The sequence below is a fragment of the Streptomyces sp. NBC_00096 genome, from assembly GCF_045041305.1.
Lineage (GTDB): Bacteria > Actinomycetota > Actinomycetes > Streptomycetales > Streptomycetaceae > Streptomyces.
Genome location: NZ_CP108221.1, coordinates 4120155 through 4142746, shown reverse-complemented (window position 1 = coordinate 4142746; position 22592 = coordinate 4120155). Strand labels below are relative to the sequence as shown.

19 protein-coding genes are annotated in these 22592 nt (G+C 71.5%); 5 read left to right on the top strand and 14 right to left on the bottom strand.

The genetic code is table 11. The features are described 5' to 3' along the window. The first annotated feature begins 66 nt into the window (after nt 1-66). Nucleotides 67-1422: an LCP family protein gene (locus OG904_RS18225; protein WP_405492220.1), complete on the top strand. Its 1356-nt coding sequence runs from the start codon at nt 67-69 to the stop codon at nt 1420-1422. A gap of 93 nt (nt 1423-1515) precedes the next feature. On the opposite strand, the gene OG904_RS18220 is transcribed toward OG904_RS18225, so the two are convergent. The 3 genes from OG904_RS18220 to OG904_RS18210 form a co-directional block, all read right to left on the bottom strand. Further along, on the bottom strand, nt 1516-2325 hold the full coding sequence (locus tag OG904_RS18220; protein WP_405492218.1) for a polyprenol monophosphomannose synthase: 810 nt from the start codon (nt 2323-2325) through the stop codon (nt 1516-1518). Between the two features lie 32 nt (nt 2326-2357). Beyond that, nucleotides 2358-3440 carry a sugar phosphate nucleotidyltransferase gene (locus OG904_RS18215; RefSeq protein ID WP_405492216.1) on the bottom strand — a complete coding sequence of 361 codons (1083 nt, stop codon included), beginning with the start codon at nt 3438-3440 and terminating at the stop codon, nt 2358-2360. Nucleotides 3441-3607: 167 nt separating this feature from the next. Then, the gene (locus OG904_RS18210) at nt 3608-4780 is read right to left on the bottom strand and encodes an acyl-CoA dehydrogenase family protein (protein ID WP_405492214.1); all 1173 of its coding nucleotides are present in this window, start codon (nt 4778-4780) and stop codon (nt 3608-3610) included. Nucleotides 4781-4995: 215 nt separating this feature from the next. On the opposite strand from OG904_RS18210, the gene OG904_RS18205 reads away from it, so the two are divergent. Both OG904_RS18205 and OG904_RS18200 read left to right on the top strand, forming a co-directional pair. After that, a complete protein-coding gene (locus OG904_RS18205; RefSeq protein WP_405492212.1) occupies nt 4996-6339 on the top strand; it encodes a UDP-glucose dehydrogenase family protein in 1344 nt (447 codons plus the stop codon). A gap of 110 nt (nt 6340-6449) precedes the next feature. Further along, a complete protein-coding gene (locus OG904_RS18200; protein ID WP_405492210.1) occupies nt 6450-7742 on the top strand; it encodes a glycosyltransferase 87 family protein in 1293 nt (430 codons plus the stop codon). A 62-nt stretch (nt 7743-7804) separates the two neighbouring features. Here the strand turns inward: OG904_RS18200 and OG904_RS18195 are convergent, their stop codons facing one another. The 4 genes from OG904_RS18195 to OG904_RS18180 form a co-directional block, all read right to left on the bottom strand. Continuing rightward, on the bottom strand, nt 7805-8881 hold the full coding sequence (locus tag OG904_RS18195; protein WP_405492208.1) for a membrane dipeptidase: 1077 nt from the start codon (nt 8879-8881) through the stop codon (nt 7805-7807). A gap of 151 nt (nt 8882-9032) precedes the next feature. Further along, nucleotides 9033-10211 (bottom strand): dipeptidase, encoded by a 1179-nt coding sequence (locus OG904_RS18190; protein ID WP_405498102.1) that lies wholly within the window; start codon nt 10209-10211, stop codon nt 9033-9035. Nucleotides 10212-10264: 53 nt separating this feature from the next. Continuing rightward, a complete protein-coding gene (purE, locus tag OG904_RS18185; protein WP_405492206.1) occupies nt 10265-10801 on the bottom strand; it encodes a 5-(carboxyamino)imidazole ribonucleotide mutase in 537 nt (178 codons plus the stop codon). Then, nucleotides 10798-11937 (bottom strand): 5-(carboxyamino)imidazole ribonucleotide synthase, encoded by a 1140-nt coding sequence (locus OG904_RS18180; RefSeq protein WP_405492204.1) that lies wholly within the window; start codon nt 11935-11937, stop codon nt 10798-10800. The genes purE and OG904_RS18180 overlap by 4 nt, the downstream gene beginning before the upstream one ends. 200 nt (nt 11938-12137) lie before the next feature. Between OG904_RS18180 and OG904_RS18175 the strand changes: the two genes are divergently transcribed. After that, entirely contained in the window at nt 12138-12671 is a 534-nt protein-coding gene (locus OG904_RS18175; RefSeq protein ID WP_405492202.1) for a GtrA family protein, read from the top strand. A gap of 112 nt (nt 12672-12783) precedes the next feature. Here OG904_RS18175 and OG904_RS18170 read toward each other — a convergent pair whose 3' ends face one another. Both OG904_RS18170 and OG904_RS18165 read right to left on the bottom strand, forming a co-directional pair. Next, a complete protein-coding gene (locus OG904_RS18170; protein ID WP_405492200.1) occupies nt 12784-14049 on the bottom strand; it encodes an ATP-binding protein in 1266 nt (421 codons plus the stop codon). Between the two features lie 30 nt (nt 14050-14079). After that, a complete protein-coding gene (locus tag OG904_RS18165) occupies nt 14080-14757 on the bottom strand; it encodes a response regulator transcription factor (RefSeq protein ID WP_125816630.1) in 678 nt (225 codons plus the stop codon). Between the two features lie 490 nt (nt 14758-15247). Between OG904_RS18165 and OG904_RS18160 the strand changes: the two genes are divergently transcribed. Beyond that, nucleotides 15248-16765, top strand: a complete 1518-nt coding sequence (locus OG904_RS18160; protein ID WP_405492198.1) for a peptide MFS transporter — start codon at nt 15248-15250, stop codon at nt 16763-16765. Between the two features lie 82 nt (nt 16766-16847). On the opposite strand, the gene OG904_RS18155 is transcribed toward OG904_RS18160, so the two are convergent. From OG904_RS18155 to hutI, 5 genes are all read right to left on the bottom strand, one after another. Further along, entirely contained in the window at nt 16848-18131 is a 1284-nt protein-coding gene (locus OG904_RS18155; protein WP_405492196.1) for a hypothetical protein, read from the bottom strand. Then, entirely contained in the window at nt 18128-19282 is a 1155-nt protein-coding gene (locus OG904_RS18150) for a hypothetical protein (RefSeq protein WP_405498100.1), read from the bottom strand. Before OG904_RS18150 ends, OG904_RS18155 begins: the two co-directional genes overlap by 4 nt. A 119-nt stretch (nt 19283-19401) precedes the next feature. Then, complete coding sequence (locus tag OG904_RS18145) at nt 19402-20418, bottom strand: hypothetical protein (RefSeq protein ID WP_405492194.1); 1017 nt, start codon at nt 20416-20418, stop codon at nt 19402-19404. 17 nt (nt 20419-20435) lie between these two features. Next, nucleotides 20436-21116: an LPXTG cell wall anchor domain-containing protein gene (locus OG904_RS18140; RefSeq protein ID WP_405492192.1), complete on the bottom strand. Its 681-nt coding sequence runs from the start codon at nt 21114-21116 to the stop codon at nt 20436-20438. Nucleotides 21117-21271: 155 nt separating this feature from the next. Further along, the gene (gene hutI / locus OG904_RS18135; protein WP_405492190.1) at nt 21272-22453 is read right to left on the bottom strand and encodes an imidazolonepropionase; all 1182 of its coding nucleotides are present in this window, start codon (nt 22451-22453) and stop codon (nt 21272-21274) included. Between the last annotated feature and the right edge of the window lie 139 nt (nt 22454-22592).

Here is a 22592-nt window from a genome sequence, read left to right as displayed (position 1 = left end):
CAACAGGACCGGAACGATGCCCTTCCGGGCTGTTCCGCGACACGCCCGGCCAGGCATTCTTGGCACATGAGCGACTGGGACGGGTGGAGCGGCGAGCAGAGCGGGCGCGGCCGCCGCGATGACGGGTACGGACGCGGCAGCGAGCAGGCGCAGCCGGAAGGCGCGCAGCGGATGCGGCACGTCCAGCGGCCCGGCCCCCAGGCGTCCCGGCAGCAGCCGCCGCAGCCGCAGCAGCCTCCGCGCCGCCCGGCCGAGCAGCCGGCCGGGCCCGGCGGTCCGGGCCGGCCCGCGTACGTGCCCGGGCAGCAGGACGGCTCGTACGACAGCGGTTACAACACCGGCCAGGTCTACGGCGGCGGGCACGGCAGCGCGCAGCCGCCCGCCGGGCCGCGCGGGCGCGGTACGGGTGGCCCGGGCGGACCGGCGCGACCGGCGGGACCGGCCCCGGACTGGCGCAGGCGGATCAAGATCGGGTCGATCGTGCTGGTCTCGGGCCTGCTGGTGACGGGCGTGGGCACGTACTTCTGGGCCGACTCCAACGTGCGCCGCGAGGTCGACCTCTCCAAGGTCATCGAGCGCCCGAAGGAGGGCGACTGCACGACCTACCTGATCGTGGGCTCCGACAGCCGCGAGGGCATGTCCGACGAGGAGAAGAAGAAGCTCCACACGGGCTCGGCCGAGGGCAAGCGGACCGACTCGATGATGATCCTGGCGAAGTGCTCGAGCGGGAACACGATGATCTCGCTGCCGCGCGACTCGGACGTGGAGATCCCGTCCTTCGTCGGCTCGGAGTCGGGCAAGAAGTTCGCGGGCACGGGCAAGCGGACCAAGCTGAACGCGGCGTACGCCGAGGACGGCCCGGAGCTGCTGGTGCGGACGGTGGAGTTCAACACCGGCCTGCGCATCGACCACTACGCGGAGATCGGGTTCGCCGGCTTCGCGAACATCGTGGACGCGCTGGGCGGGGTGGAGCTGAACATCGAGAAGGGGTTCAAGGACGAGAAGTCCGGGGCCGACTTCAAGGAGGGCACCCAGACCCTCAACGGCGAGCAGTCGCTGGCCTACGTGCGCACCCGCTACGCCTTCGCCGAGTCGGACCTGCAGCGGACGAAGAACCAGCAGAAGTTCCTGTCGGCGCTGGCGAGCCAGGCGGCGACCCCGTCGACGATCCTCAACCCCTTCTCGCTGTACCCGATGCTGGGCGCGGGCCTGGACACGCTGATCGTGGACAAGGACATGTCGCTGTGGGACATGGGGTCGATGTTCTTCGCGATGAAGGGCATCAGTAGTGGTGACGGCGTCTCCATGAACATGCCGATCTCGGGGCAGCGCGGCGGCAACCTCGTCTGGGACAAGGCGAAGGTGCAGCAGCTGGTCAAGCAGATCCAGAACGACGAGAAGGTCACCGTCCGGGGGCAGTGAGCGGTCCGCGGAAGAGGCCCACGGAAAAGGGGCACCCCCGAGGGGGTGCCCCTTTTCCGTATTCCGCAGGTCGTGCTTGGTACCGCGTGCGGGTCAGCGCTTGCCGGCGCGGGCGCGCAGCTTCCACGGCATGGCGATCGATTCCAGCTGGACCGCGAAGTTCATCTTGGATTCACCGACGGTGCGGTCCTCGAAGTGGATCGGGACCTCCATCACCTGGAAGCCGCGGCGCAGGGCCTTGAACTTCATCTCCACCTGGAAGCTGTAGCCCGCGCTGCCGACCGAGGCCAGGTCTATCGCGGTCAGCGCCTCGGCGCTCCACAGGTTGAAGCCGCCCGTGATGTCGCGCACGCGGGTGCCCAGGATGGTGCTCGCGTAGGCGTTGGCCCAGCGGGAGAGCAGCTTGCGGTGCGCGCCCCAGGCCTCGGACAGGGTGCCGCCGGGAACGTAGCGGCTGCCGACGACGAGACCGGCGCCGGTGGACAGGGCCACGCCCAGCATCTCGGCGATCTTGCCGGCCGGGTGGGAGCCGTCCGCGTCCATCTGGAGCACGTACTGGGCGCCGTCCTCGACGGCCTTGGCCATGCCGGCCGCGTAGGCGCGGCCGAGGCCGTCCTTGGCGGTGCGGTGCAGGACGGACATGCGGGGCTTGCCGTCCGCGGTGAGGTGACCCTCCGCGAGCTCGTCGGCGATCTTGCCGGTGCCGTCGGGCGAGGAGTCGTCGACGACGAGCAGGCGCAGGCCCGGCTGGTCGAGGCCCATCAGGAGCTCGACCATGCCCGGGAGGTTGCCCGCCTCGTTGTACGTGGGCATCACCACGGTGAGCGGCGTGTGCGCCCAGGTGTCGGGAAGCTTCGTGGACGCGACGTCGGTCGCGCGGGGGGTTTGCTGTTCGCCTGTCACAGGGTCAATGCCTCACAGAAGACTGAAGTTGGTCAGCGGTCGGAGGAGAAGCGGACTGCCCCGGCCGGTACTTCGGCCTCGCACCACACCCTGACGCCCGCGCGGAGTTCATTGTCGGCGCCCACGACGGCGCCGTCACCGATGACCGCTCCGTCCAGGACGGTGCGCGCTCCCACATGGGCGCCGGCACCGATGAGGCTGGCGTTGACATGCGTGTCCGGACCGACGGTCGCACCGTCCAGCACGATGGAACCCCGGACGACGGCTCCCGCCTCGATCCGGGCTCCGGCGCCCACCACGGTACCGCCTGTCAGTTTCGCGCCGTCGGCGACCAGTGCGCCGGGGAGGACCAGGGCCTCGCCGCGGGGGCCGGGGACGGCCGGGGAGGAGACGACGCCGCGGACGAGGTCCGCGGAGGCCTGGACGAAGGACTCGGGCTTGCCGAGGTCCAGCCAGTAGGTGTCCTCGGTGACTCCGTGCAGCCTGGCACCGGAGGCGAGCAGGCCGGGGAAGGTCTCGCGCTCGACGGAGACCGGCCGGCCGGCGGGAATGGAGTCGATCACGCTGCGGCGGAAGACGTAGCAGCCGGCGTTGATCTGGTCGGTGATGATCTCTTCGGGGGTCTGCGGCTTCTCGGTGAAGGCCAGCACCCGTCCGTCGGAGTCGGTGGGCACCAGGCCGAACGCGCGGGGGTCCTCGACCCGCACGAGGTGCAGGGAGACGTCGGCGTCGGCCGTCCGGTGGGACTCGACCAGGCCGGCTATGTCCAGGCCGGTCAGGATGTCGCCGTTGAAGACGAGGACCGGGGAGTCGGGGCCGCCGGTCAGCCGCTGCGCGGCGTTGCGGATGGCGCCGCCGGTGCCGAGCGGCTCGTCCTCGACGACGTACTCGAGGGTGAGGCCGAAGGCGGATCCGTCGCCGAAGTAGGGCTCGAACACCTCGGCCAGGTAGCACGTGGCCATGACCACGTGGGTCACGCCCGCGGCGGCGGCCCTGGCTATCTGGTGGGCGAGGAACGGCACACCGGCGGCCGGGACCATCGGCTTGGGGGTGTTGACCGTAACGGGGCGCAGACGCGTCCCCTGCCCACCGACCAGCAGGATCGCTTCCGTCATTTCTTCTCCCCGAACAGTTTCCGGCGTACGAAGGTTCAAATTTAGCCCACGCGGAGAAGCGGAATCACCGAAGGTAAGCCATCACACCCCGGGGGCCCGCCGCCCCGGCGCGCGCACCGAGGCCCCCGGCAGCTGCCGGGGGCCTCGGTGCGCGCGGCGCGGGGTGGTTACGGGAGGTTCCGCGCCATGACGATGCGCTGGACCTGGTTGGTGCCCTCGTAGATCTGGGTGATCTTCGCGTCGCGCATCATGCGCTCCACCGGGTAGTCGCGGGTGTAGCCGTAGCCGCCGAGCAGCTGGACCGCGTCGGTGGTGACCTCCATGGCCACGTCGGAGGCGAAGCACTTGGCGGCGGCGCCGAAGAAGGTGAGGTCCTCGTGGGCGCCTCCGGCGGAGACGCGCTCCGAGCGGGCGGCGGCGGCGTAGGTCAGCTGGCGGGCGGCCTCGATCTTCATGGCCATGTCGGCGAGCATGAACTGGACGCCCTGGAAGTCGCCGATCGGCTTGCCGAACTGCTTGCGCTCCTGGACGTAGCCCTTGGCGTAGTCCAGGGCGCCCTGCGCGATGCCGAGCGCCTGGGCGGCGATGGTGATGCGGGTGTGGTCGAGGGTCTTCATCGCGGTGGCGAATCCGGTGCCCTCGGCGCCGATCATGCGGTCGGCGGGGATGCGCACGTTGTCGAGGTAGACCTCGCGGGTCGGGGAGCCCTTGATGCCGAGCTTCTTCTCCGGGGCGCCGAAGGAGACGCCCTCGTCGCCCTTCTCCACGACGAAGGCGCTGATGCCCTTGGAGCGCTTCTCGGGGTCGGTGACGGCCATGACCGTGTAGTACTCGGAGACGCCCGCGTTGGTGATCCAGCGCTTGACGCCGTTGAGGACCCAGAAGTCCCCGTCGCGTACGGCGCGGGTCTTCATGCCGGCGGCGTCGGAGCCCGCGTCCGGCTCGGAGAGCGCGTACGAGAACATCGCGTCGCCCGTGGCCAGCGGGCCGAGGTACTTCGCCTTGAGCTCCTCGGAGCCGGAGAGGATCACCGGGAGGGAGCCGAGCTTGTTGACGGCCGGGATGAGGGAGGAGGAGGCGCAGACGCGGGCCACTTCCTCGATCACGATCACGGTGGCGAGCGCGTCGGCGCCCGCACCGCCGTAGGTCTCGGGCACGTGCACGGCGTGCAGGTCGCTGGCGACCAGGGCGTCGAGGGCCTCCTGCGGGAAGCGGGACTCCTCGTCGACCGCGGCGGCGAAGGGCATGATCTTCGCCTCGGCGAGCGCACGGACGGACTCGCGGAGCATGTCGTGCTCCTCGGCCGGACGGTACAGGTCGAAGTCGGCAGAACCCGCCAAGATGTCTCACTCCCCAAGTGGTGCGCGATGCTAACTACCGTTAAGTAACCCAATCTTAGTGTCCGGCGCCCCGGCAGCGGTACGTAGCGCGCACGTGAGCTGCGTGACAGCCCGGGCACCGGCGGTGTTCACGCGGCGTTCTCGCGGAGCGTCCCCTCTGACCGGCCCGACTATGCTCAGTGGCCGTAAACGGCCCCGCACCTCCAGGAGCACGTATGGCCCCCCTCAAGATCACCGTGATCGGCACCGGATACCTCGGCGCGACGCATGCCGCGGCGATGGCGGAGCTGGGGTTCGAGGTGCTCGGGCTGGACGTGGTGCCGGAGAAGATCGCCATGCTGGCCTCGGGCCGCGTGCCCATGTACGAACCCGGGCTGGAGGAGCTGCTGGCCGCCCATGTGGCCGGACTGCCGGGCTCCACCGGACGGCTGCGCTTCACCACCTCCTGGGAGGAGGTCGGCGCCTTCGGCGACGTCCACTTCGTCTGCGTGAACACCCCGCAGAAGCACGGCGAGTACGCGTGTGACATGAGTTACGTCGACTCCGCGATGGAGTCGCTGGCCCCGCACCTGACCCGCCCCGCCCTGGTCGTCGGCAAGTCCACCGTGCCCGTCGGCTCCGCCGAGCGCCTCGCCGCGAAGCTGACGGCGCTCGCCCCGGCCGGCGACGAGGTCGAACTGGCCTGGAACCCGGAGTTCCTGCGCGAGGGCTTCGCCGTCCAGGACACCCTGCACCCCGACCGGATCGTCGTCGGCGTCCAGGGCGAACGCGGCGAGAAGCTCCTGCGCGAGGTCTACGCGACCCCCATGGGCGAGGGCACCCCGCTGATCGTCACGGACTTCCCCACCGCCGAACTCGTCAAGACCGCCGCCAACTCCTTCCTCGCCACGAAGATCTCCTTCATCAACGCCATGGCCGAGGTCTGCGAGGCCGCCGGCGGCGACGTGGTCAAGCTCGCCGAGGCCATCGGCCACGACGAGCGCATCGGCAAGAAGTTCCTGCGCGCGGGCATCGGCTTCGGCGGCGGCTGCCTGCCCAAGGACATCCGGGCGTTCATGGCGCGGGCCGGCGAGCTCGGCGCCGACCAGGCCCTGACCTTCCTCCGCGAGGTCGACTCCATCAACATGCGCCGCCGCGGCCACATGGTCGAGCTCGCCCGCGAGGCGGTCGGCGGCTCCTTCCTCGGCAAGCGCGTGGCCGTCCTCGGCGCCACCTTCAAGCCGGACTCCGACGACGTGCGCGACTCCCCCGCCCTGAACGTGGCCGGCCAGATTCACCTCCAGGGCGGCCAGGTGACGGTCTACGACCCGAAGGGCATGGCCAACGCCCGCAGCGTCTTCCCCACCCTCGGCTACGCCGACTCCGCGCTCGCCGCCGCCCGCGGCGCCGAGGTCGTCCTCCACCTCACCGAATGGCGCGAGTTCCGCGACCTCGACCCGGCCGCGCTCGGCGAGGTCGTCACCGACCGGCTGATCCTCGACGGCCGCAACGCCCTCGACCCCCTGCGCTGGCGCGCCGCGGGCTGGACCTACCGCGCGATGGGCCGCCCGCGCGCCTGATCCGGACCGCCCGCGCGGCAGGTTGCGGAATACAGGGCCCCGTATCTCGTTACAGGTTCTTTGTCGCCGCTCGACGAGCGGTCAGCGTCGGATAGCTAGACTCACCGCCGATGACCAGTACGAGCAGTCCTCCTGCCCGCTCCATCGACGAGGCCCTGCGGGGGCGCGCCGGTCATCTGGCCATGGCGGCGTTCTGGCTGGTCACCCGGGCGTTGATGGTTTCCCTCCTCGTCGTGAACCTCAGCGGCACCTCCTCCGTCCGGGTGGAGATCACCAAGACCTACAACAACTGGTACGACGTCCTCATCACGGGGACGATGCCGCACAACGACGTCATGTGGCAGTACCCGCCGGCCGCGGCGGCCATCTTCCTCTCGCCCGACCTGCTGCCCTTCTTCAGCTACTTCCAGGCCTTCGTCGCCCTGACCGTGGTCTGCGACGCGCTCATCGCCATCGGCCTGGTCCGCGCCGCCCGCCGCCCCGACGGCAGCAAGGCCGGCGCCGTGCTGTGGCTGACCACGCTGCCGCTGCTGCTGTCGCTGCCCTTCGGCCGCTACGACCTCCAGGTCACCCTGCTCGCCGTCGGCTCGCTGCTGTGCCTGCGCTTCCGCCGCAAGCTCGGCGGCGTCCTCGCCGGCGTCGGCGCCCTGGTCAAGGTGTGGCCGCTGCTCACCCTGATCGGCACCCCGCGCGGCCGGACCACCCGCGACGCGGTCCTGGCGGCCCTGGCGGCCTCGGCCGCGCTGCTAGCCGTGCTCGCGCTGTTCTTCCGCGACACCCTCGGCTTCCTGGGCAACCAGGGCAACCGCGGCATCCAGGTCGAATCCCTCGGCGGCTCGGCCCTGATGCTCGGCAAGCTCATCGGCGCCTGGTCCGGGAAGGTCGAGGTCCGCTACGGCGCCTACGAGTACCTGGGCCCCTACGTCTCCAGCGTGGCCCTGCTCTCCGTCCTGCTCACGCTGGTGGGGTTCGCGTGGTTGCTGCTGTGGCGCGTGAAGTCCCGGCGCTGGTCGACCGCGACCCCGCTGGACGCGGCGCTCTGCGCGATCCTGGTGTTCACGATCACCAGCCGCGTCCTCAGCCCGCAGTACCTGATCTGGCTGGTCGGCCTCGCGGCCGTCTGCCTGACCTGCCGGCACACCACCCAGCGCCCGGTCGCCTGGCTGATCGTCGCCGCCACCGCGCTCAGCACGGTGATCTACCCGCTGACGTACGGCTCGCAGATCCTCCCGGGCACCGCCTTCGGCACGCTCCTGCTCTGCGTCCGCAACGGCCTGCTGGCCTGGGCCGCCGTCCTGTCCTGCGTCCGCCTGTGGCGGGCGAGCGTGACCGCGCCGCCGGATCCCGGCCCCGCCGCCGCCCCGGCGGTCCCGGCCGGGACCGGGGTTCCGGCGCGCGTCTAGGCCGTGACCGGCGCCGGCACCGGCGGGCCGGCGCCCCGGCCCGGCGGTGCCCGGGCGGGTGCCTAAGCCGTCCTGCGGTGCTGCGCGGCGCGGGCCGTGAACTCCGCGTCGCGCACCACCCGCTGGGCGTTGCCCCAGGTCAGCAGTGCCAGGTCGGCCTCCGGCCAGCCCCGCTCCAGCAGTTCCGCGACGAGCCGCGGATAGCCCGAGGGATCGGTCAGGCCCATCGGCCGCGGGATGCCCGGCTCGGCACCGAAACCGGCGCCCAGGCCCACGCAGTGCGGGCCCGCGACGGCCCGTACGTGCTCCACGTGGTCCGCCACCGCGTGCAGGGAGTCCCCCGTGAGCGCGGTGTCGAAGCTGATCATCGCCAGGCCGTTCGCCGCGCGCAGCGCGAGCAGCACCTCATCGGTGACGTTGGCCGGATGCGGATTGAGCGCGGCGGCCGCCGTGTGCGAGATGATCACCGGCGCCTTGGAGGCCGCGGCGAGCTGGCAGGCCGCCGCCGGCGGGCAGCCGGTGAGGTCCAGCAGCATGGCCAGCAGGTTCATCTCCCGGACCACCTCGTGGCCGAAGGCAGTGAGGCCCTCCATCGCCCACGGGGCCCCGGCCGGCGCGAGGATGCGTACGCCCAGCGCGTGGAAGGCGCGCAGCACGCCGAGGGAATCCGTCAGGGTCCGGCCGGGCACGGGGCCGAGGAACGAGGCGATGCGGCCCCGATTGCGGGCGTCCGCCAGGTCGTCGGCGCTCAGCGCGAGGCAGAGGCCGTCGGGGTAGCGGCGCATCAGGGCCAGCGCCACGTCGATCTGTTCGAGGGTGTCGGAGACCACCTGGTCGGCGACCGCGGCCTCGCGCGGCGTGAGCAGCGACCAGAACTGCGCGCCCACTCCCCCGGCGCGCAGCCGCGGGATGTCGGTGTCGACGCCCGTGTCCGAGGTCTCGATGTCGTGGTACGGACTGGTCCGCAGGGTCCAGACGAGGGTGTTGCAGCCATCCGCGACGGGATGGACGCTGAGCAGTGCGGCGGCCCGTTCCAGGGCGCCCTGCAGCGGGGTGCCGGGGGTGTCCTCGGCTCCGAGGGAGCCGGGGCCCACGGGGGTCGCCGGGCTCGTGTGCGGTTCATCCTGCAAGTCGGCCATGGCATGCGCTCCGGTCTCGGCGGCAGCGGGAGAGAAGCAGGGAAGTTGTTGCCACCGTGACATGTGGGACACCAGAGGCGCCCGGCGGATGTGGCGTTCGGGTGTAACCGGCAGGTCACACCCCATGCGCCGGATCCGCCGGGCGGGCCGGTCAGGAGGGAGCGGGCGCCGGGAGCACCGCGTTGGACGGGCCCCGGGAAGCCGACTGCTCGCGCGCCACCGCTTCGGCGTCGCGCAGCACGCGTACCGCGTTCGACCAGGTCAGCTTGGCCAGGTCGGCCCTGGACCAGCGGCGGGCCAGCAGCTCGGCCACCAGGTTCGGGTACCCGGCCACGTCGTCCAGACCGGCCGGGGTGAAGGCCGTGCCGTCGTAGTCCCCGCCGATGCCGATGTGGTCGACCCCGGCCACCTCGCGCATGTGGTCCAGGTGGTCGGCGACCGTGGCGGCCGTGGCCACCGGGCGCGGGCGCCCGGCCTCGAACGCCCGGTGCAGTTCCATCGCCGCAGGGGTGGTGTCGAGGTGGTGGTGGCCGTGCGCGCGCAGGTTCTCGTCGGCGGCCAGGGTCCATTCGACGGCCGCCGGGAGGATGAACTTGGGCACGAAGGTGGCCATCGCGATCCCGCCGTTGGCCGGCAGCAGCGCCAGCACGTCGTCGGGGATGTTGCGCACGTGGTCGCAGACCGCCCGGGCGGAGGAGTGCGAGAAGACCACCGGCGCGGCCGAGACCGCGAGCGCGTCGCGCATCGTCGTCGCCGCGACGTGCGAGAGGTCGACGAGCATGCCGATGCGGTTCATCTCGCGGACGACCTCGCGGCCGAAGTCGCTCAGGCCGCCGTGCCGTGGCTCGTCGGTCGCCGAGTCCGCCCAGTCGATGGTGTCGTTGTGCGTCAGCGTCATGTACCGCACGCCCAGCTGGTGCAGGGCGCGCAGGGTGGCGAGCGAGTTGTTGATGGAGTGCCCGCCCTCGGCGCCCATAAGCGAGGCGATCCGGCCCCCGGCGCGGGCCGCCTCCATGTCGTCGGCCGTCAGCGCCCGCACCAGGTCGCGCGGGTAGCGGTCGATCAGCTGGGCGACGACGTCGATCTGCTCCAGGGTGGCGCTGACCGCGTCGTCGCCCGCGTAGTCGGAGCGCACGTAGACCGACCAGAACTGCGCGCCCACCCCGCCGGCCCGCAGCCGGGGGATGTCGGTGTGCAGGTGGCCCTTCTGGTCGCGGCCGATGTCCCGCCGGTCCAGGTCGTAGCGCACGGTCTCGCGCAGCGCCCAGGGCAGGTCGTTGTGCCCGTCGACGACCGGGTGCTCGGCGAGCAGCTCGCGCGCCGCGTCCAGGTACCGGGCCGCGCCGGTGACGTCCGTACCGCTGCCGGTACCGCTGCCGGGGGTCACTTGCCGAATCCGAAGGACTCCTGGCCCGCGACCTTCGTACGCAGCCGCTTGCCCTTCTCGGTGGCCTGGTCGTTGAGGTCCTGCAGGAAGTCGTTCATCCGGCCCAGCAGCTCCGGATCGTGCGCGGCCAGCATCCGTACGGCCAGCAGACCGGCATTGCGGGCGCCGGCGATGGAGACGGTGGCGACGGGAACCCCTGCGGGCATCTGGACGATCGACATCAGCGAGTCCATGCCGTCGAGGTACTTCAGCGGCACCGGCACGCCGATGACCGGCAGGGGGGTGACCGAGGCGAGCATCCCGGGCAGGGCCGCGGCCCCGCCCGCGCCCGCGATGATCGCCTTCAGGCCGCGGTCGGCGGCCTGCTCCCCGTACGCGATCATCTCGCGCGGCATCCGGTGCGCGGAGACCACGTCGACCTCGTAGGGGATCTCGAACTCGTCGAGGGCCTGGGCGGCGGCCTCCATGACGGACCAGTCCGAGTCCGAACCCATGACGATGCCGATGACGGGGCCTGTTGCGGAGGTGCTCATTCGGTGATGGTTCCTCTGAGGTAGCCGGCTGCGTGACGTGCGCGCTCCAGCACATCGTCCAGATCGTCGCCGTAGGTGTTGACGTGGCCGACCTTGCGGCCGTGTTTCACGTCCTTGCCGTACATGTGGATCTTCAGCTGGGGGTCGTGCGCCATGCAGTGCAGGTACGCCGCGTACATGTCGGGGTAGTCCCCGCCGAGCACGTTCGCCATGACCGTCCAGCGGGCGCGCGGGCGCGGGTCGCCGAGGGGGAGGTCCAGGACGGCCCGTACGTGGTTGGCGAACTGGGAGGTGATGGCACCGTCCTGGGTCCAGTGGCCGCTGTTGTGCGGGCGCATCGCCAGCTCGTTGACCAGGATCCGGCCGTCGGTGGTCTCGAAGAGCTCCACGGCCAGGTGGCCGGTGACCCCGAGCTCCTTGGCGATGCGCAGGGCCAGTGCCTGGGCCTCGCCGGCCAGCTCCTCGGAGAGGTTCGGCGCGGGGGCGATCACCGTGTCGCATACCCCGTCCACCTGGACGGATTCCACGACGGGGTAGGCCACCGCCTGGCCGTGCGGGGAGCGCACGATGTTGGCCGCGAGCTCGCGGACGTAGTCCACCTTCTCCTCGGCCAGGACCGGGACGCCCGCCTTGAACGGGGCCTCGGCGTCCGCCGGCGTGCGGACGAACCACACGCCCTTTCCGTCGTACCCGCCCCGCACCGTCTTGAGGATGACGGGGAACCCGCCGACCTCCTCGGCGAAGGCCGCCGCGTCCGCCGGATCGCTCACGATCCGGTGGCGGGGGCTGGGCGCGCCGATCTCGTCGAGCCTGGCGCGCATCACCCCCTTGTCCGCGGCGTGCACCAACGCGTCGGGCCCCGGGCGGACGGGGATGCCGTCCGCTTCCAGGGCCCGCAGGTGCTCGATGGGCACGTGCTCGTGGTCGAAGGTGATCACGTCACAGCCGCGCGCGAAGGCGCGCAGGGTCTCCAGATCGCGATAGTCGCCGATGACGACGTCGCTCACGACCTGGGCCGCCGAGTCCTGTGGGGTGTCACTGAGGATCTTGAATCTGATGCCGAGGGGGATACCCGCCTCGTGGGTCATGCGGGCGAGCTGTCCGCCGCCGACCATGCCGACTACCGGGAACGTCACACCACCAGGGTATCCGGCGGTATTCCGCCATACGGACGTGCCCCTGGCCGGTAGGCGGCGTCCGGGGCGGTGGGTGTGCCGTGTGTCGCACGGTCTCCGAAGGCGCAGACGTACCAGCGGGGCGACACTTAGCATGGATGCGCAGCGGTAAACGCGTGAAGCCTCATACGGAGGCCCGAAGGACAGGATTGAAGCCTCATATGAGCAAGCCGGAGAACGGATCCATCCTCGACCGCGTGCGCGGGCTCGTACGCGAAATAGCCAAGTTCGGGGCCGTCGGCGGACTGGGCGTCCTGGTCAACCTGGGCGTCTTCAACCTGATCCGCAGCATCACCGACCTGCAGGTGGTGCGCGCGAGCGTGATAGCGACGCTGGTCGCCATCGTCACGAACTACCTGGGCTTCCGCTACTTCGCCTACCGCGACCGCGCCGACCAGACCGGGGCCGGGCGCACCCGTGAGGTCGGCCTGTTCATCGCGTTCAGCGCGATCGGGCTGGTGATCGAGAACGGCATCCTGTTCGCGGCCACCTACGGCTTCCACTGGGACGGGCCGCTGGCCTCGAACTTCTTCAAGTTCGCCGGCATCGGCATCGCCACCGTGTTCCGCTTCTGGTCCTACCGGACCTGGGTCTTCAAGGCCCTGCCCGTGGCGCCCGCGGCCTCGCTGGTCGTCGAGCAGCGTGACGGTCAGAGCGACGCCCCGGCCCGGACCCCGGAAACCGCCGCCAACTGACCGCCACGATCCACCCGGTCCAGGCCGTCTCTTTCGGATCTTGCCGGGCCCGCGACGCCTGGCACGGCACCGGACGCCGCGGGCTCGGCCGACAAGATCCGAAAGAGACGGCCTAGCGGACCGTCTGTTCCGGCTCGGCGCGCTGCGGCGCCGTCCGGCTGAGGAACAGGGCGAAGACCGGCGGCTGCGTCTGGAGCAGCTCCAGGCGGCCGCCGTCCGCCTCGGCGAGGTCCCGGGCCACGGCGAGGCCGATCCCGGTGGAATTGCGGCCGCTGATGGCCCGCTCGAAGATCCGGTTGCCGAGGTCCGGCGGGACCCCCGGCCCCTCGTCGGTGACCTCCAGTACGGCCTGGTTGCCGATCACCCGGGTCCGCAGGGCCACGGTGCCGCCGCCGTGCATCAGGGCGTTCTCCACCAGGGTGGCCAGTACCTGGGAGACCGCGCCCGGGGTGCCCACGGCCCGTACGCCGGTCTTCCCGGAGCGGACGATGGCCCGGCCGGCGCTGCGGTAGGCGGGGCGCCACTCCTCCAGCTGCTGTTTGACGACCTCGTCGAGGTCGAAGGGGACCGCCGAGCCCGTACGGGGGTCCCTGGAGTTCGTCAGGAGCCGCTCCACCACGTCCGTGAGCCGCTCCACCTGGGTGAGGGCGATCGTCGCCTCCTCCCGTACGGTCTCCAGGTCGTCGGTGACGGTGATCTCCTCCAGCCGCATCGACAGGGCCGTGAGCGGGGTGCGCAGCTGGTGCGAGGCGTCCGCGGCCAGGCGCCGCTCGGCGGTGAGCATCCGGCCGATCCGCTCGGCGCTGGAGTCCAGTACGTCCGCGACCCGGTCCAGCTCGGGGACCCCGTACCGCTTGTGGCGGGGCCGCGGGTCGCCCGATCCCAGGCGCTCGGCGGTCTCGGCGAGGTCGGTGAGCGGGGAGGCCAGCCGGTTGGCCTGGCGCACGGCGAGCAGGACGGCCGCCACGACGGCGAGCAGCGCGACGGCGCCGACCACGGCCAGGGTCCGCCCGACCTCCCTGGTGACGGTGGAGCGGGACTCCTCGACGACCACGACCTCGCCCTGTTCACCGCGGGCGGTGCCCCGGATCACGCTGTCGGCGATGCGCGGCCCGACCTCGACCGGGGGCCGGCCGGGGATGGTGATCCGCGCGTACCGGCCGGCGTCGAGCTGATCCCCGAGCGTCTCGGCGTCGACACCCTTCTGTTCCAGGACGTCGCTCTCCACGATGCCCACCAGCCGCAGCGCCTCGGACTCGATGCGGTCCTGGGCGCTGCTGGTGATGGTCCGGGTCTCGACGATGACGAGGGAGACCCCGAACACGGCGATGACGACGAGCACCACGGCGAGCGTGGAGTTGATCAGGCGGCGGCGCATGGCTTAGAGAATGCCCTAGAGCGGGCGGTTTCAGCTCTTCTCGAAGCGGAAGCCGACCCCGCGGACGGTGGCGATGTAGCGGGGGTTCGCCGCGTCGTCACCGAGCTTCTTGCGGAGCCAGGAGATGTGCATGTCGAGGGTCTTGGTGGAGGACCACCAGGTGGTGTCCCAGACCTCGCGCATCAGCTGGTCGCGGGTGACGACCCGGCCGGCGTCGCGGACCAGGACGCGCAGCAGGTCGAACTCCTTGGCCGTGAGCTGGAGCTCCTCCTCCCCCATCCACGCCCGGTGCGATTCGACGTCGATGCGGACCCCGTGGGTGGCGGGGGCCTGGGAGGCCTCGTTGGCGCCGCGCCGCAGCAGGGCCCGGACCCGGGCGAGCAGCTCGGCGAGGCGGAAGGGTTTGGTCACGTAGTCGTCGGCCCCGGCATCCAGGCCCACGACCGTGTCGACCTCGTCGGCACGGGCGGTCAGGACCAGGATCGGGAAGCCGTGGCCCTCGGCGCGCAGCCGGCGGGCGACCTCGAGGCCGTCCATGCCGGGCAGGCCCAGGTCCAGGACGACGAGATCGACGCCGCCCTGCAGTCCCGCGTCCAGGGCGGTGGGGCCGTCCTCCCGGACCTCGACCTCGTACCCTTCCCGGCGCAGGGCGCGGGCCAGGGGTTCCGAGATGGATGCGTCGTCCTCGGCGAGCAGTACACGCGTCATGTGGGTGATGGTAGTCCGCGGCGGGGGAAAGAAGAGGCCCGCGTGCACACCCCTGCCGATCTGGGCTTATGAAGTACTAACGGCCTTCGAATGTACCCACTTGGTTCCACTGCAACCTGTGATCCATATCTCAAGTACTTTCATATGCGGCACTGTCGTGTCGTATGGTGTCGAGACGCCTGATGCACTACCTCAGAGACTTTCGTGCCAAAACCAGCCGGAAGTCTTTATTTCTGTCCTGACCGGACAGGCATTGTTGTCTCAGAGCCCGTTCCGGGCAGAACAACAGTGAATGACCTATGGGCCGGGCCCTTCGCGCGATGGAGCGCGGCGGGGCGTGGATCCCGGTTACGGATGTTCCTTCGTCTCCGCCCCCGCGGAGCGAGGCCCCCGGGCGTGGGGCGGGACAGCCGCTGCCGGTACCGGCCACCCCTCACCGGGCGCCGTTGAGCTCACGAAGCCGCGCGTCCCGAGCAAGCAAGGATCGACCATGGCTTCCAGCCTGACGAGGGACTCGGCGGACCCGTCCACCGAGAAGACCTTCTTCGGACACCCCCGTGGCCTGGCCACTCTGTTCATGACCGAGATGTGGGAGCGTTTCTCCTACTACGGCATGCGCGCCCTCCTCGTGTACTACCTGGTCTCGGGCGGCGCCGACGCCGCCACGGGCAGCCAGGGCGGCGGTCTCGCGATGACCGCGGCCACGACCACGGCCATCTACTCCGTGTACGTCTCCATGGTCTACCTCATGGCCATGCCGGGCGGCTGGTTCGGTGACCGCGTCTGGGGTGCCCGCAAGACGGTCGCCATCGCCGGGTTCGTGATCATCGCCGGTCACGTGTCGCTGGCCGTGCCGGGTCAGGCGATGTTCTTCGTCGGCCTGATCCTCGTCGCGGCGGGTTCCGGCCTGCTGAAGGCCAACATCTCCACGATGGTCGGCCACCTGTACGACGGCCCGGAGGACCCGCGTCGCGACGGTGGCTTCACGCTCTTCTACATCGGCATCAACCTCGGTGCCTTCGTCGCCCCGCTCGTCGTCGGAACGGTCGGCAAGGAACACAACTGGCACCTGGGCTTCGCCCTCGCCGCCGTCGGCATGGCCCTGGGCCTCGCCCAGTTCCTGCTCGGCACCAAGCACCTGAGCCCGAAGAGCAGCGTGGTCCCGAACCCGCTGTCCCCGCAGGAGCGCAAGGCCGTCCTCACCAAGGTCGCGCTCGCGGTCCTGGGCATCGCCGTGTTCTACGGCGCCGTGGTCGCCCTCGGCGCGTACACCCTGAACTGGGCCCTGGTCCCGCTGACCCTGGCCGGCCTGTTCATCCCGATCGCCGTTCTGACGCGCATCAAGCGCGACAAGGACCTGTCGGTCACCGAGCAGTCGAAGATGACCGCGTACATCTTCTTCTTCATCGCGGCCGCCGTCTTCTGGATGATCTACGACCAGGGCGGCTCCACGCTGTCCCTGTTCGCGGACGCCAAGACCGCCGACACCGTCTTCGGCCTCGGCTTCTCGGCCACCTGGTACCAGTCGCTGAACCCGCTGTTCGTGATGGCCCTGGCCCCGGTCTTCGCCTGGCTGTGGCTGTGGCTGGCCCGCAAGAACCAGGAGCCGAACACCATCGTGAAGTTCGCGATGGGCCTGGTCCTGATCGGCGCCTCGTTCTTCGTCTTCATCGTCCCGATGAACATGGCGGGCGACGGCACGAAGGTCTCCCCGATGTGGCTCGTCTCGATCTACATGATCCAGACCATCGGTGAGCTGTGCGTCTCCCCGGTCGGCCTCTCCGTCACCACGAAGATGGCCCCGCAGAAGTACGCCTCCCAGATGATGGGCGTCTGGTTCCTCGCGGTCACCGCCGGTGACTGCATCACCAGCCTCCTGTCCATCGGTGGCGTGGACCTCAACGGCACCTGGGTGATCGCCTTCGAGGCGCTGGCCGCGGTGATCGCGGGCTTCGCGGTCTACGCGTACCGCAAGAACGTCCAGAAGCTGATGGGCACCGTCCACTGACGCGTCCCGCTTCACGGAACGGCCCGGCACACCCTGAGGTGTGCCGGGCCGTTCCGTCGTTGCGGGGGCGGGTCGCCGCCTCCTACCGCTGGCCGCGCAGGCGGCGCCACGGGGTGAAGGTGAACACCGCGGCACCGAGCAGGATGACCGTGCCGGCGACCAGGCCCAGGGCCTTGATGCCGCCGTCGTCCCCGGCGCCGGTCTGGGCGAGGTCGCCCGTGGTGCTGCCGCTGGTGCCCGAGCTGCCGGACGTGCCGGAGCCGCCCGCCTGGGCGGTGGTGTCGAGCGTGAGCGACACCGAGCTGGCCGTCGCGGCGCAGGGCACCACGATCGGGTCGACGCCCGCGGCCATGACCACGTTGATCGTCAGCTTGTCCGGGGTCAGCGTGGTCTTTCCGGTCTTGCCGGGCTTGTAGGTGCCCGTCATGGCGCTGAGGTCGACCGGCGAGCCGGCCTTGATCGGCCCGGGGTTGCCCGGGCCGCTGACCTTGACGGTGCCGCTGTCGGCGCCGCCGAGCTTGATGTCCAGCGAGGGCTTGAGGGCCCCCGCCGGCAGGTCCGCGGGGCTGTTCATCACGCCCTTGGCGGTCGTGGCGGTCAGGTCGTAGCTGCCGCCGTTCTTCTTCGCGCTGATCGTCACCTTGCCCTTCAGGGGGCCGTTGGGGAGGAAGCTCCCGCAGTCGAAGGTGACGTCGACGGGCTGGCCCGGGAAGTCGGTCTGGCCCCCGCCGGTCGCCGTGGGCGAGGGGCCCGCGCTGCTGGGCGGCGGGCTGCTCGGCGGCGCCGAGGTCGGCGGCGGGCTCGTGGGCGGCGCCGAGGTCGGGGGCGGGCTGGTCGGCGGCTGGGTGCTGCCGCCCCCCGCCGTCACGTCGAGTTCGAGTGAGGGCTTGGGGCTGTTGCCCGGGGTGCAGGTGGTGGTCGTGCCCATCGCCTTGATCGTGAGGACACCGGCCGTGAAGGTGACCTTGCCGGACTTCTTGGGCGTGTAGGTGCCCGAGAGGTCACTGATCTTGATGGGCGTGTTGGCGGGGATGGGATCGGCGTTGGCCGGGCCGGAGACCGGGACGGAGCCGGGATCGGCGCCGCCCAGGACGATGACGGCGCTCGGGGTCATCGCGCCCTTGCCGAGCTCGATGGGGCTGGAGGAGACGCCCTTCTGGAAGGACATCGTCAGCTTGTAGCCGAGGCCCTCCTTGACGGCCTTGATGTCGATCGGCGAGACGGCTTCCTTGTCCCCGATCGGCGTCTTGCACTTGTACTGGACGTCGATCACGTCCGCCTGCGCGGGCGTGGCCCCCATGGCGATGCCCGCGCCGCCGAGCAGCAGCGCGACCGCGGCCGCGCTCGCCCTCCGTTGGGTCTTCACGAGTGTCCTTTCGTCGTCGAACGGTTCTCAGACGGTGCGGACGTCTGTGGTGCGGTGGTGGTGTGTGGTGCGGTGGTGTGTGGCGCGTCCGTGTGTGGTGCGCCTGTCTGTGGTGCGGTTGGTCCCGGAGCGGTGTCCGGGGTGAACCACGGCAGTACCGCCGTGGTGGTCTGAGGCGGTTCGTCCGCCGGCTCGGAGCGGCCCGGCCCGGGTCCTCGTACGGGACCTCGCGCGGGTCCCCGTACCGCCGGGATCCTCGGCAGCCGGGCTGTCACGGCCGCCGCCGGGTCGGACGGCGGGCGCGGGCCCCGGTGGCGGCCGCCGGACTCGCGCGGGCGGACCTTGTCGACGACGGCCATGCCGATGCGGAAGATCCCGGCCGGGATCACCAGCAGGAGCAGGCCCCAGAACAGCAGTACCCCGTAGGGGCGGTCCACGCCCCAGGGCTGCGTGGCCACGACCGTCTCCCCGTACTTCAGGGAGAGCGTGTAGTCCCCGTGGGCTCCCGCCGACAGGGAGGCGTTGAAGGAGACCTCCGCCTTTCCGCCGGGCGGGATGGTGCCCTTCCAGCGGACCTCTTCCCAGAGGGGCGCGAACACCCCGTGGGCGGTGCCGAGCTGGAAGACCGGGTCCGTGACCGGGGCGGAGCCGAGATTGCCCACGGTGACCGTGAACTTCCGGCTGGGCGGTGCCCCGAACCAGGTCAGCACCCCGTCCTCACCCTTGAGCTGGACCCCGGTGAGCATGGCGAGGCGGGCCGTGCCGCCCTCGGCCGGCAGGTCGGCCACCGGGTGGTCGGTGATCTTCAGCGGGGCCGCGACCGTGGACTGGTCCCCGTTGACGGAGGTCACGTTGACCACGCACGGGCAGGGCTTGGGCGGGGCGACCACCGGGAGCTGGGCGGAGAAGTGCCCGTCGTCGGCTACCGAGGCGGCGATGCCGTCGGCGTTGGCGCAGCTGTTGGTGCCGCCGATCATGTTCTGCCCGCAGACCAGCAGCATCACCATGGTCTTGGCCCGCCAGCCGGTGCCGGTGACGGCGATCTCCGTACCCTTGGCGGCCTCCTTGAGCGAGAGGGCCACGGCGGGCTTGGCCCCGTCGTCGGCGGTGGCCGGGGCGGCCGCCAGCAGCGCCAGCGCGCACACCAGCACGCCCGCCAGCCCGCCCGCCAGCCCCGCCGAGGCCGCCGATCCCGCCGCGACGAGGGCCCTGATCCTGCCGCCGTGCGTCCCGCCGGCCCTGGCTCTCACCCTGGCCCTCACCTTGGCTCTCACCTGGGTGCTCCCGTCAACTCGTGTTCCGGCGCTGGGGCTTCTTCGGGTACGGCGCTCCCGTGCGGCGACGGACCGGGCCCGTCGCCGGACCGGATCCGCCGCTTGCGTACGAGCAGCAGCGCGGCCGCCGCGACGGCGCCGAGGCCGAGCAGCCCCACGCCGGTGCGGCCCGCGATCCCCCAGGGCACGAACCACGCCGAGGCGCTGCCCGTGGCGCGGGCGCCGCCGGGGGCGGTGACGGTGAGGGTCAGGCCGACCCGGTCGAGGACGGGCGCGCCGGGCCAGGGTTCGGTCAGTTCGACCCGCTGGCCCGGCAGCACCTCGACCGGCAGGGTGCGGGTGCTGCGGCCCGCGACCTTGCCGAGGGTGCCCTCGGCGCTGATGGACAGTTCGGGCGTGAGCGCCACGTTGCCGCGGTTGACCAGGGTGTAGGAGACGCGCGCGGTCGCGCCCTTGCCCCGTACGGACACGTCCTCGACCGTGAGCGCCGCCAGCGCCGGGCCGCCGACCCGCAGGTGGACCCGTACGCCCACCTCGTGGCCGGACTCGGTGGCGACGACGGCGGCCGGGTGGTCGCCGGGCTGGGAGCCGGGCGGCAGGGTGACGGTGAAGGGGACCACCGCGCGGGTGTGCGCCGGGACCTTGACCGTGGTGCCCGCGCCGAAGCTGATCCAGAGCCCGGCGCCGGTGGACTCCTTGGCGGAGCGCACCGCGAAGGCGCCGCCCGCCGTGTTGTAGGCGTCGGCCCCGCGCAGGGTGACGGTGTGCTCCTGGTCGCTGGTGTTGACCAGGGCGAGGCGGTCCTCCAGCACCGTGCCGGAGGTCCCCGCGAGGTAGAAGTACGGGCGGGCCCCGGCCTTCGCCGCCCCCGGCGCGCTCCCCGCGACGGGCTCGGCGGTCCAGCCGGGCTCGTCGGCGGCTGCCGGGACCGCCACCGCGCAGTGGAGCGCGGCGGCGGCGACGGTGGCGAGGAGGAACGCGCCGAACCTTCGGGGTGAGTGGGGCACGGGCATGACCGGGTGTGCTCCGTTCAGGACCGGGCCCGCTGGCCGCGCCGGGTCAGCCAGAGCACGCCGGCGGCGCCGGAGAGCAGCACGGTGGCGCCGAGGGTGCCCAGCGCGATGGCGGAGTCCTCGGGGCCGGTCTGCGGGAGGGTGTCCCCGGTGGAGCCCGTGGAGCCGGTGGTCGCCGGGGCGCCCCCGCTGCCCGTCACGTCCAGTTCCAGGGACGGCTTGGGGTTGTTGCCCGCGGTACAGGTGGTGGTCGTGCCCATCGCCTTGATCGTGAGCGTGCCCGCGGTCAGGGTGACCTTGCCGGACTTCTTCGGCGTGTAGGTGCCCGCGAGATCGGTGATCTTGATGGGCTGGTTGGCCGGAATGGCCTCGGGGTTGGGCGGACCGGAGACCGGCACCGACACCTTCTCCGCGCCGTCCACGAGGATCACGGCGCTCGGGCTCATCGCGCCCTTGCCGAGCTCGATGGGGCTGGAGGAGACGCCCTTCTGGAAGGACATCGTCAGCTTGTACCCGCTGCCCTCTTTCACTGCCTTGATGTCGATCGGCGAGACCGCCGATTTGTCCCCGATGGGGGTCTTGCAGTCGTACTGGACGTCGATCACGGCCGCGTGGGCTGCGGGGGCGGCCAGCAGTACCGCCGCCCCCGCGAGCGCGGAGGCCAGCGCAAGCGCGGTGGAACGTTTCCGGTCGGACACCTTCGTCTTCCCCTCGAACCTTGGGCCACAAGTTACTGACGGCACATCAGATTGGTGGCTCAAGGTACGCCGGGGGACTTACGGAGGGAAGACACAGGACAGCGCCGGATCAACGGCCCCCGGGCCGCACCGACGCCGTCCTGATTGCGGCTGGTTCAGGCCACCTTGCGGCCCTTCTGCCAGACGGCGGAGACCAGCGGAACGCCCGGGCGGTACGCGAGGTGGACGTGACTGGGGGCGTCGAGCAGGGCCAGGTCCGCGCGGGCTCCGGGGGTGACGGCGCCGATGTCGGTGCGGCGCAGGGCCCGGGCGCCTCCGGCGGTGGCGGACCACAGGGCCTCGTCCGGGGTCATCCGCATGTCGCGGACGGCGAGGGCGATACAGAACGGCATCGAACTCGTGTAGGAGGAACCGGGGTTGCAGTCCGTGGACAGCGCCACGGTGGCGCCCGCGTCGATGAGCCGGCGGGCGTCGGGCCACTGGGCGCGGGTGGAGAACTCCGCGCCGGGCAGCAGCGTGGCCACGGTCGTGCCGGCCGCCTGCACGAGGGCGTCCACGTCGGCGTCGGTGAGGTGGGTGCAGTGGTCGGCGGAGGCGGCTTCGAGCTCGACGGCGAGCTGGACGCCGGGGCCGTACGAGAGCTGGTTGGCGTGGACGCGCGGGATCAGCCCGGCGGCGGCGCCGGCGGTCAGGATCGCGCGGGCCTGGTCCCCGTCGAAGGCGCCCTTCTCGCAGAACACGTCCACCCAGCGGGCGTACGGGGCGCAGGCGGTCAGCATCTCGCCGGTGACGAGGTCGACGTAGCCGGCCGGGTCCTCGGCGTAGTCGGGGGAGACGATGTGCGCGCCGAGGTAGGTGACTTCCTCGGTGTGCGCGGCGGCGATGCGGAGTGCTCGTGCCTCGTCCTCGACGGTGAGGCCGTAGCCCGACTTGGTCTCGAAGGTGGTGGTGCCCTGGCGGCGGGCCTCGTCGAGGTGGCGCAGCAGGTTGGCTTCGAGCTCGGCGTCGGAGGCGGCGCGGGTGGCGGCGACGGTGGTGCGGATGCCTCCGGCGGAGTAGGCGCGGCCGGACATGCGGGCGTTGAACTCGGCGGTGCGGTCGCCCGCGAAGACGAGGTGGGAGTGGGAGTCGACGAAGCCGGGGATGGCCGCCCGGCCCCGGGCGTCGTACGCGCCGTCTGCCTGGGGGGCCTTGTCGGTGGGGCCGACCCAGGCGATCTTGTCGTCCTCGATGACGACGGCCGCGTGCTCGATGAGGCCCAGGGGGGTGCCGTCGCCGAGGGCGGGGTCGTTGGTGACGAGGCTGCGGATGTTCGTGATGACGGTGGTGGTGGTCATGGTTCCTCGGGTGGTCGAGTGGTTTGTTCCCCCACCCCGCCCCTTCCCGAAACCGGGGGCTCCGCCCCCGGACCCCCGCGCCTCAAACGCCGGCGGGGCTGGATACATCCAGCCCGCGCGGCGTTTGAGCGCACCGTGC

Excerpts from the sequence above, each read along its gene's own strand:
- OG904_RS18225 (WP_405492220.1), top strand. The coding sequence starts at position 67 with ATGAGCGACTGGGACGGGTGGAGCGGCGAGCAGAGCGGGCGCGGCCGC.
- OG904_RS18215 (WP_405492216.1), bottom strand. The coding sequence starts at position 3,440 with ATGACGGAAGCGATCCTGCTGGTCGGTGGGCAGGGGACGCGTCTGCGC.
- OG904_RS18205 (WP_405492212.1), top strand. The coding sequence starts at position 4,996 with ATGGCCCCCCTCAAGATCACCGTGATCGGCACCGGATACCTCGGCGCG.
- OG904_RS18200 (WP_405492210.1), top strand. The coding sequence starts at position 6,450 with ATGACCAGTACGAGCAGTCCTCCTGCCCGCTCCATCGACGAGGCCCTG.
- OG904_RS18195 (WP_405492208.1), bottom strand. The coding sequence starts at position 8,881 with ATGGCCGACTTGCAGGATGAACCGCACACGAGCCCGGCGACCCCCGTG.
- purE (WP_405492206.1), bottom strand. The coding sequence starts at position 10,801 with ATGAGCACCTCCGCAACAGGCCCCGTCATCGGCATCGTCATGGGTTCG.
- OG904_RS18175 (WP_405492202.1), top strand. The coding sequence starts at position 12,138 with ATGAGCAAGCCGGAGAACGGATCCATCCTCGACCGCGTGCGCGGGCTC.
- OG904_RS18170 (WP_405492200.1), bottom strand. The coding sequence starts at position 14,049 with ATGCGCCGCCGCCTGATCAACTCCACGCTCGCCGTGGTGCTCGTCGTC.
- OG904_RS18165 (WP_125816630.1), bottom strand. The coding sequence starts at position 14,757 with ATGACGCGTGTACTGCTCGCCGAGGACGACGCATCCATCTCGGAACCC.
- OG904_RS18160 (WP_405492198.1), top strand. The coding sequence starts at position 15,248 with ATGGCTTCCAGCCTGACGAGGGACTCGGCGGACCCGTCCACCGAGAAG.
- OG904_RS18145 (WP_405492194.1), bottom strand. The coding sequence starts at position 20,418 with ATGCCCGTGCCCCACTCACCCCGAAGGTTCGGCGCGTTCCTCCTCGCC.
- hutI (WP_405492190.1), bottom strand. The coding sequence starts at position 22,453 with ATGACCACCACCACCGTCATCACGAACATCCGCAGCCTCGTCACCAAC.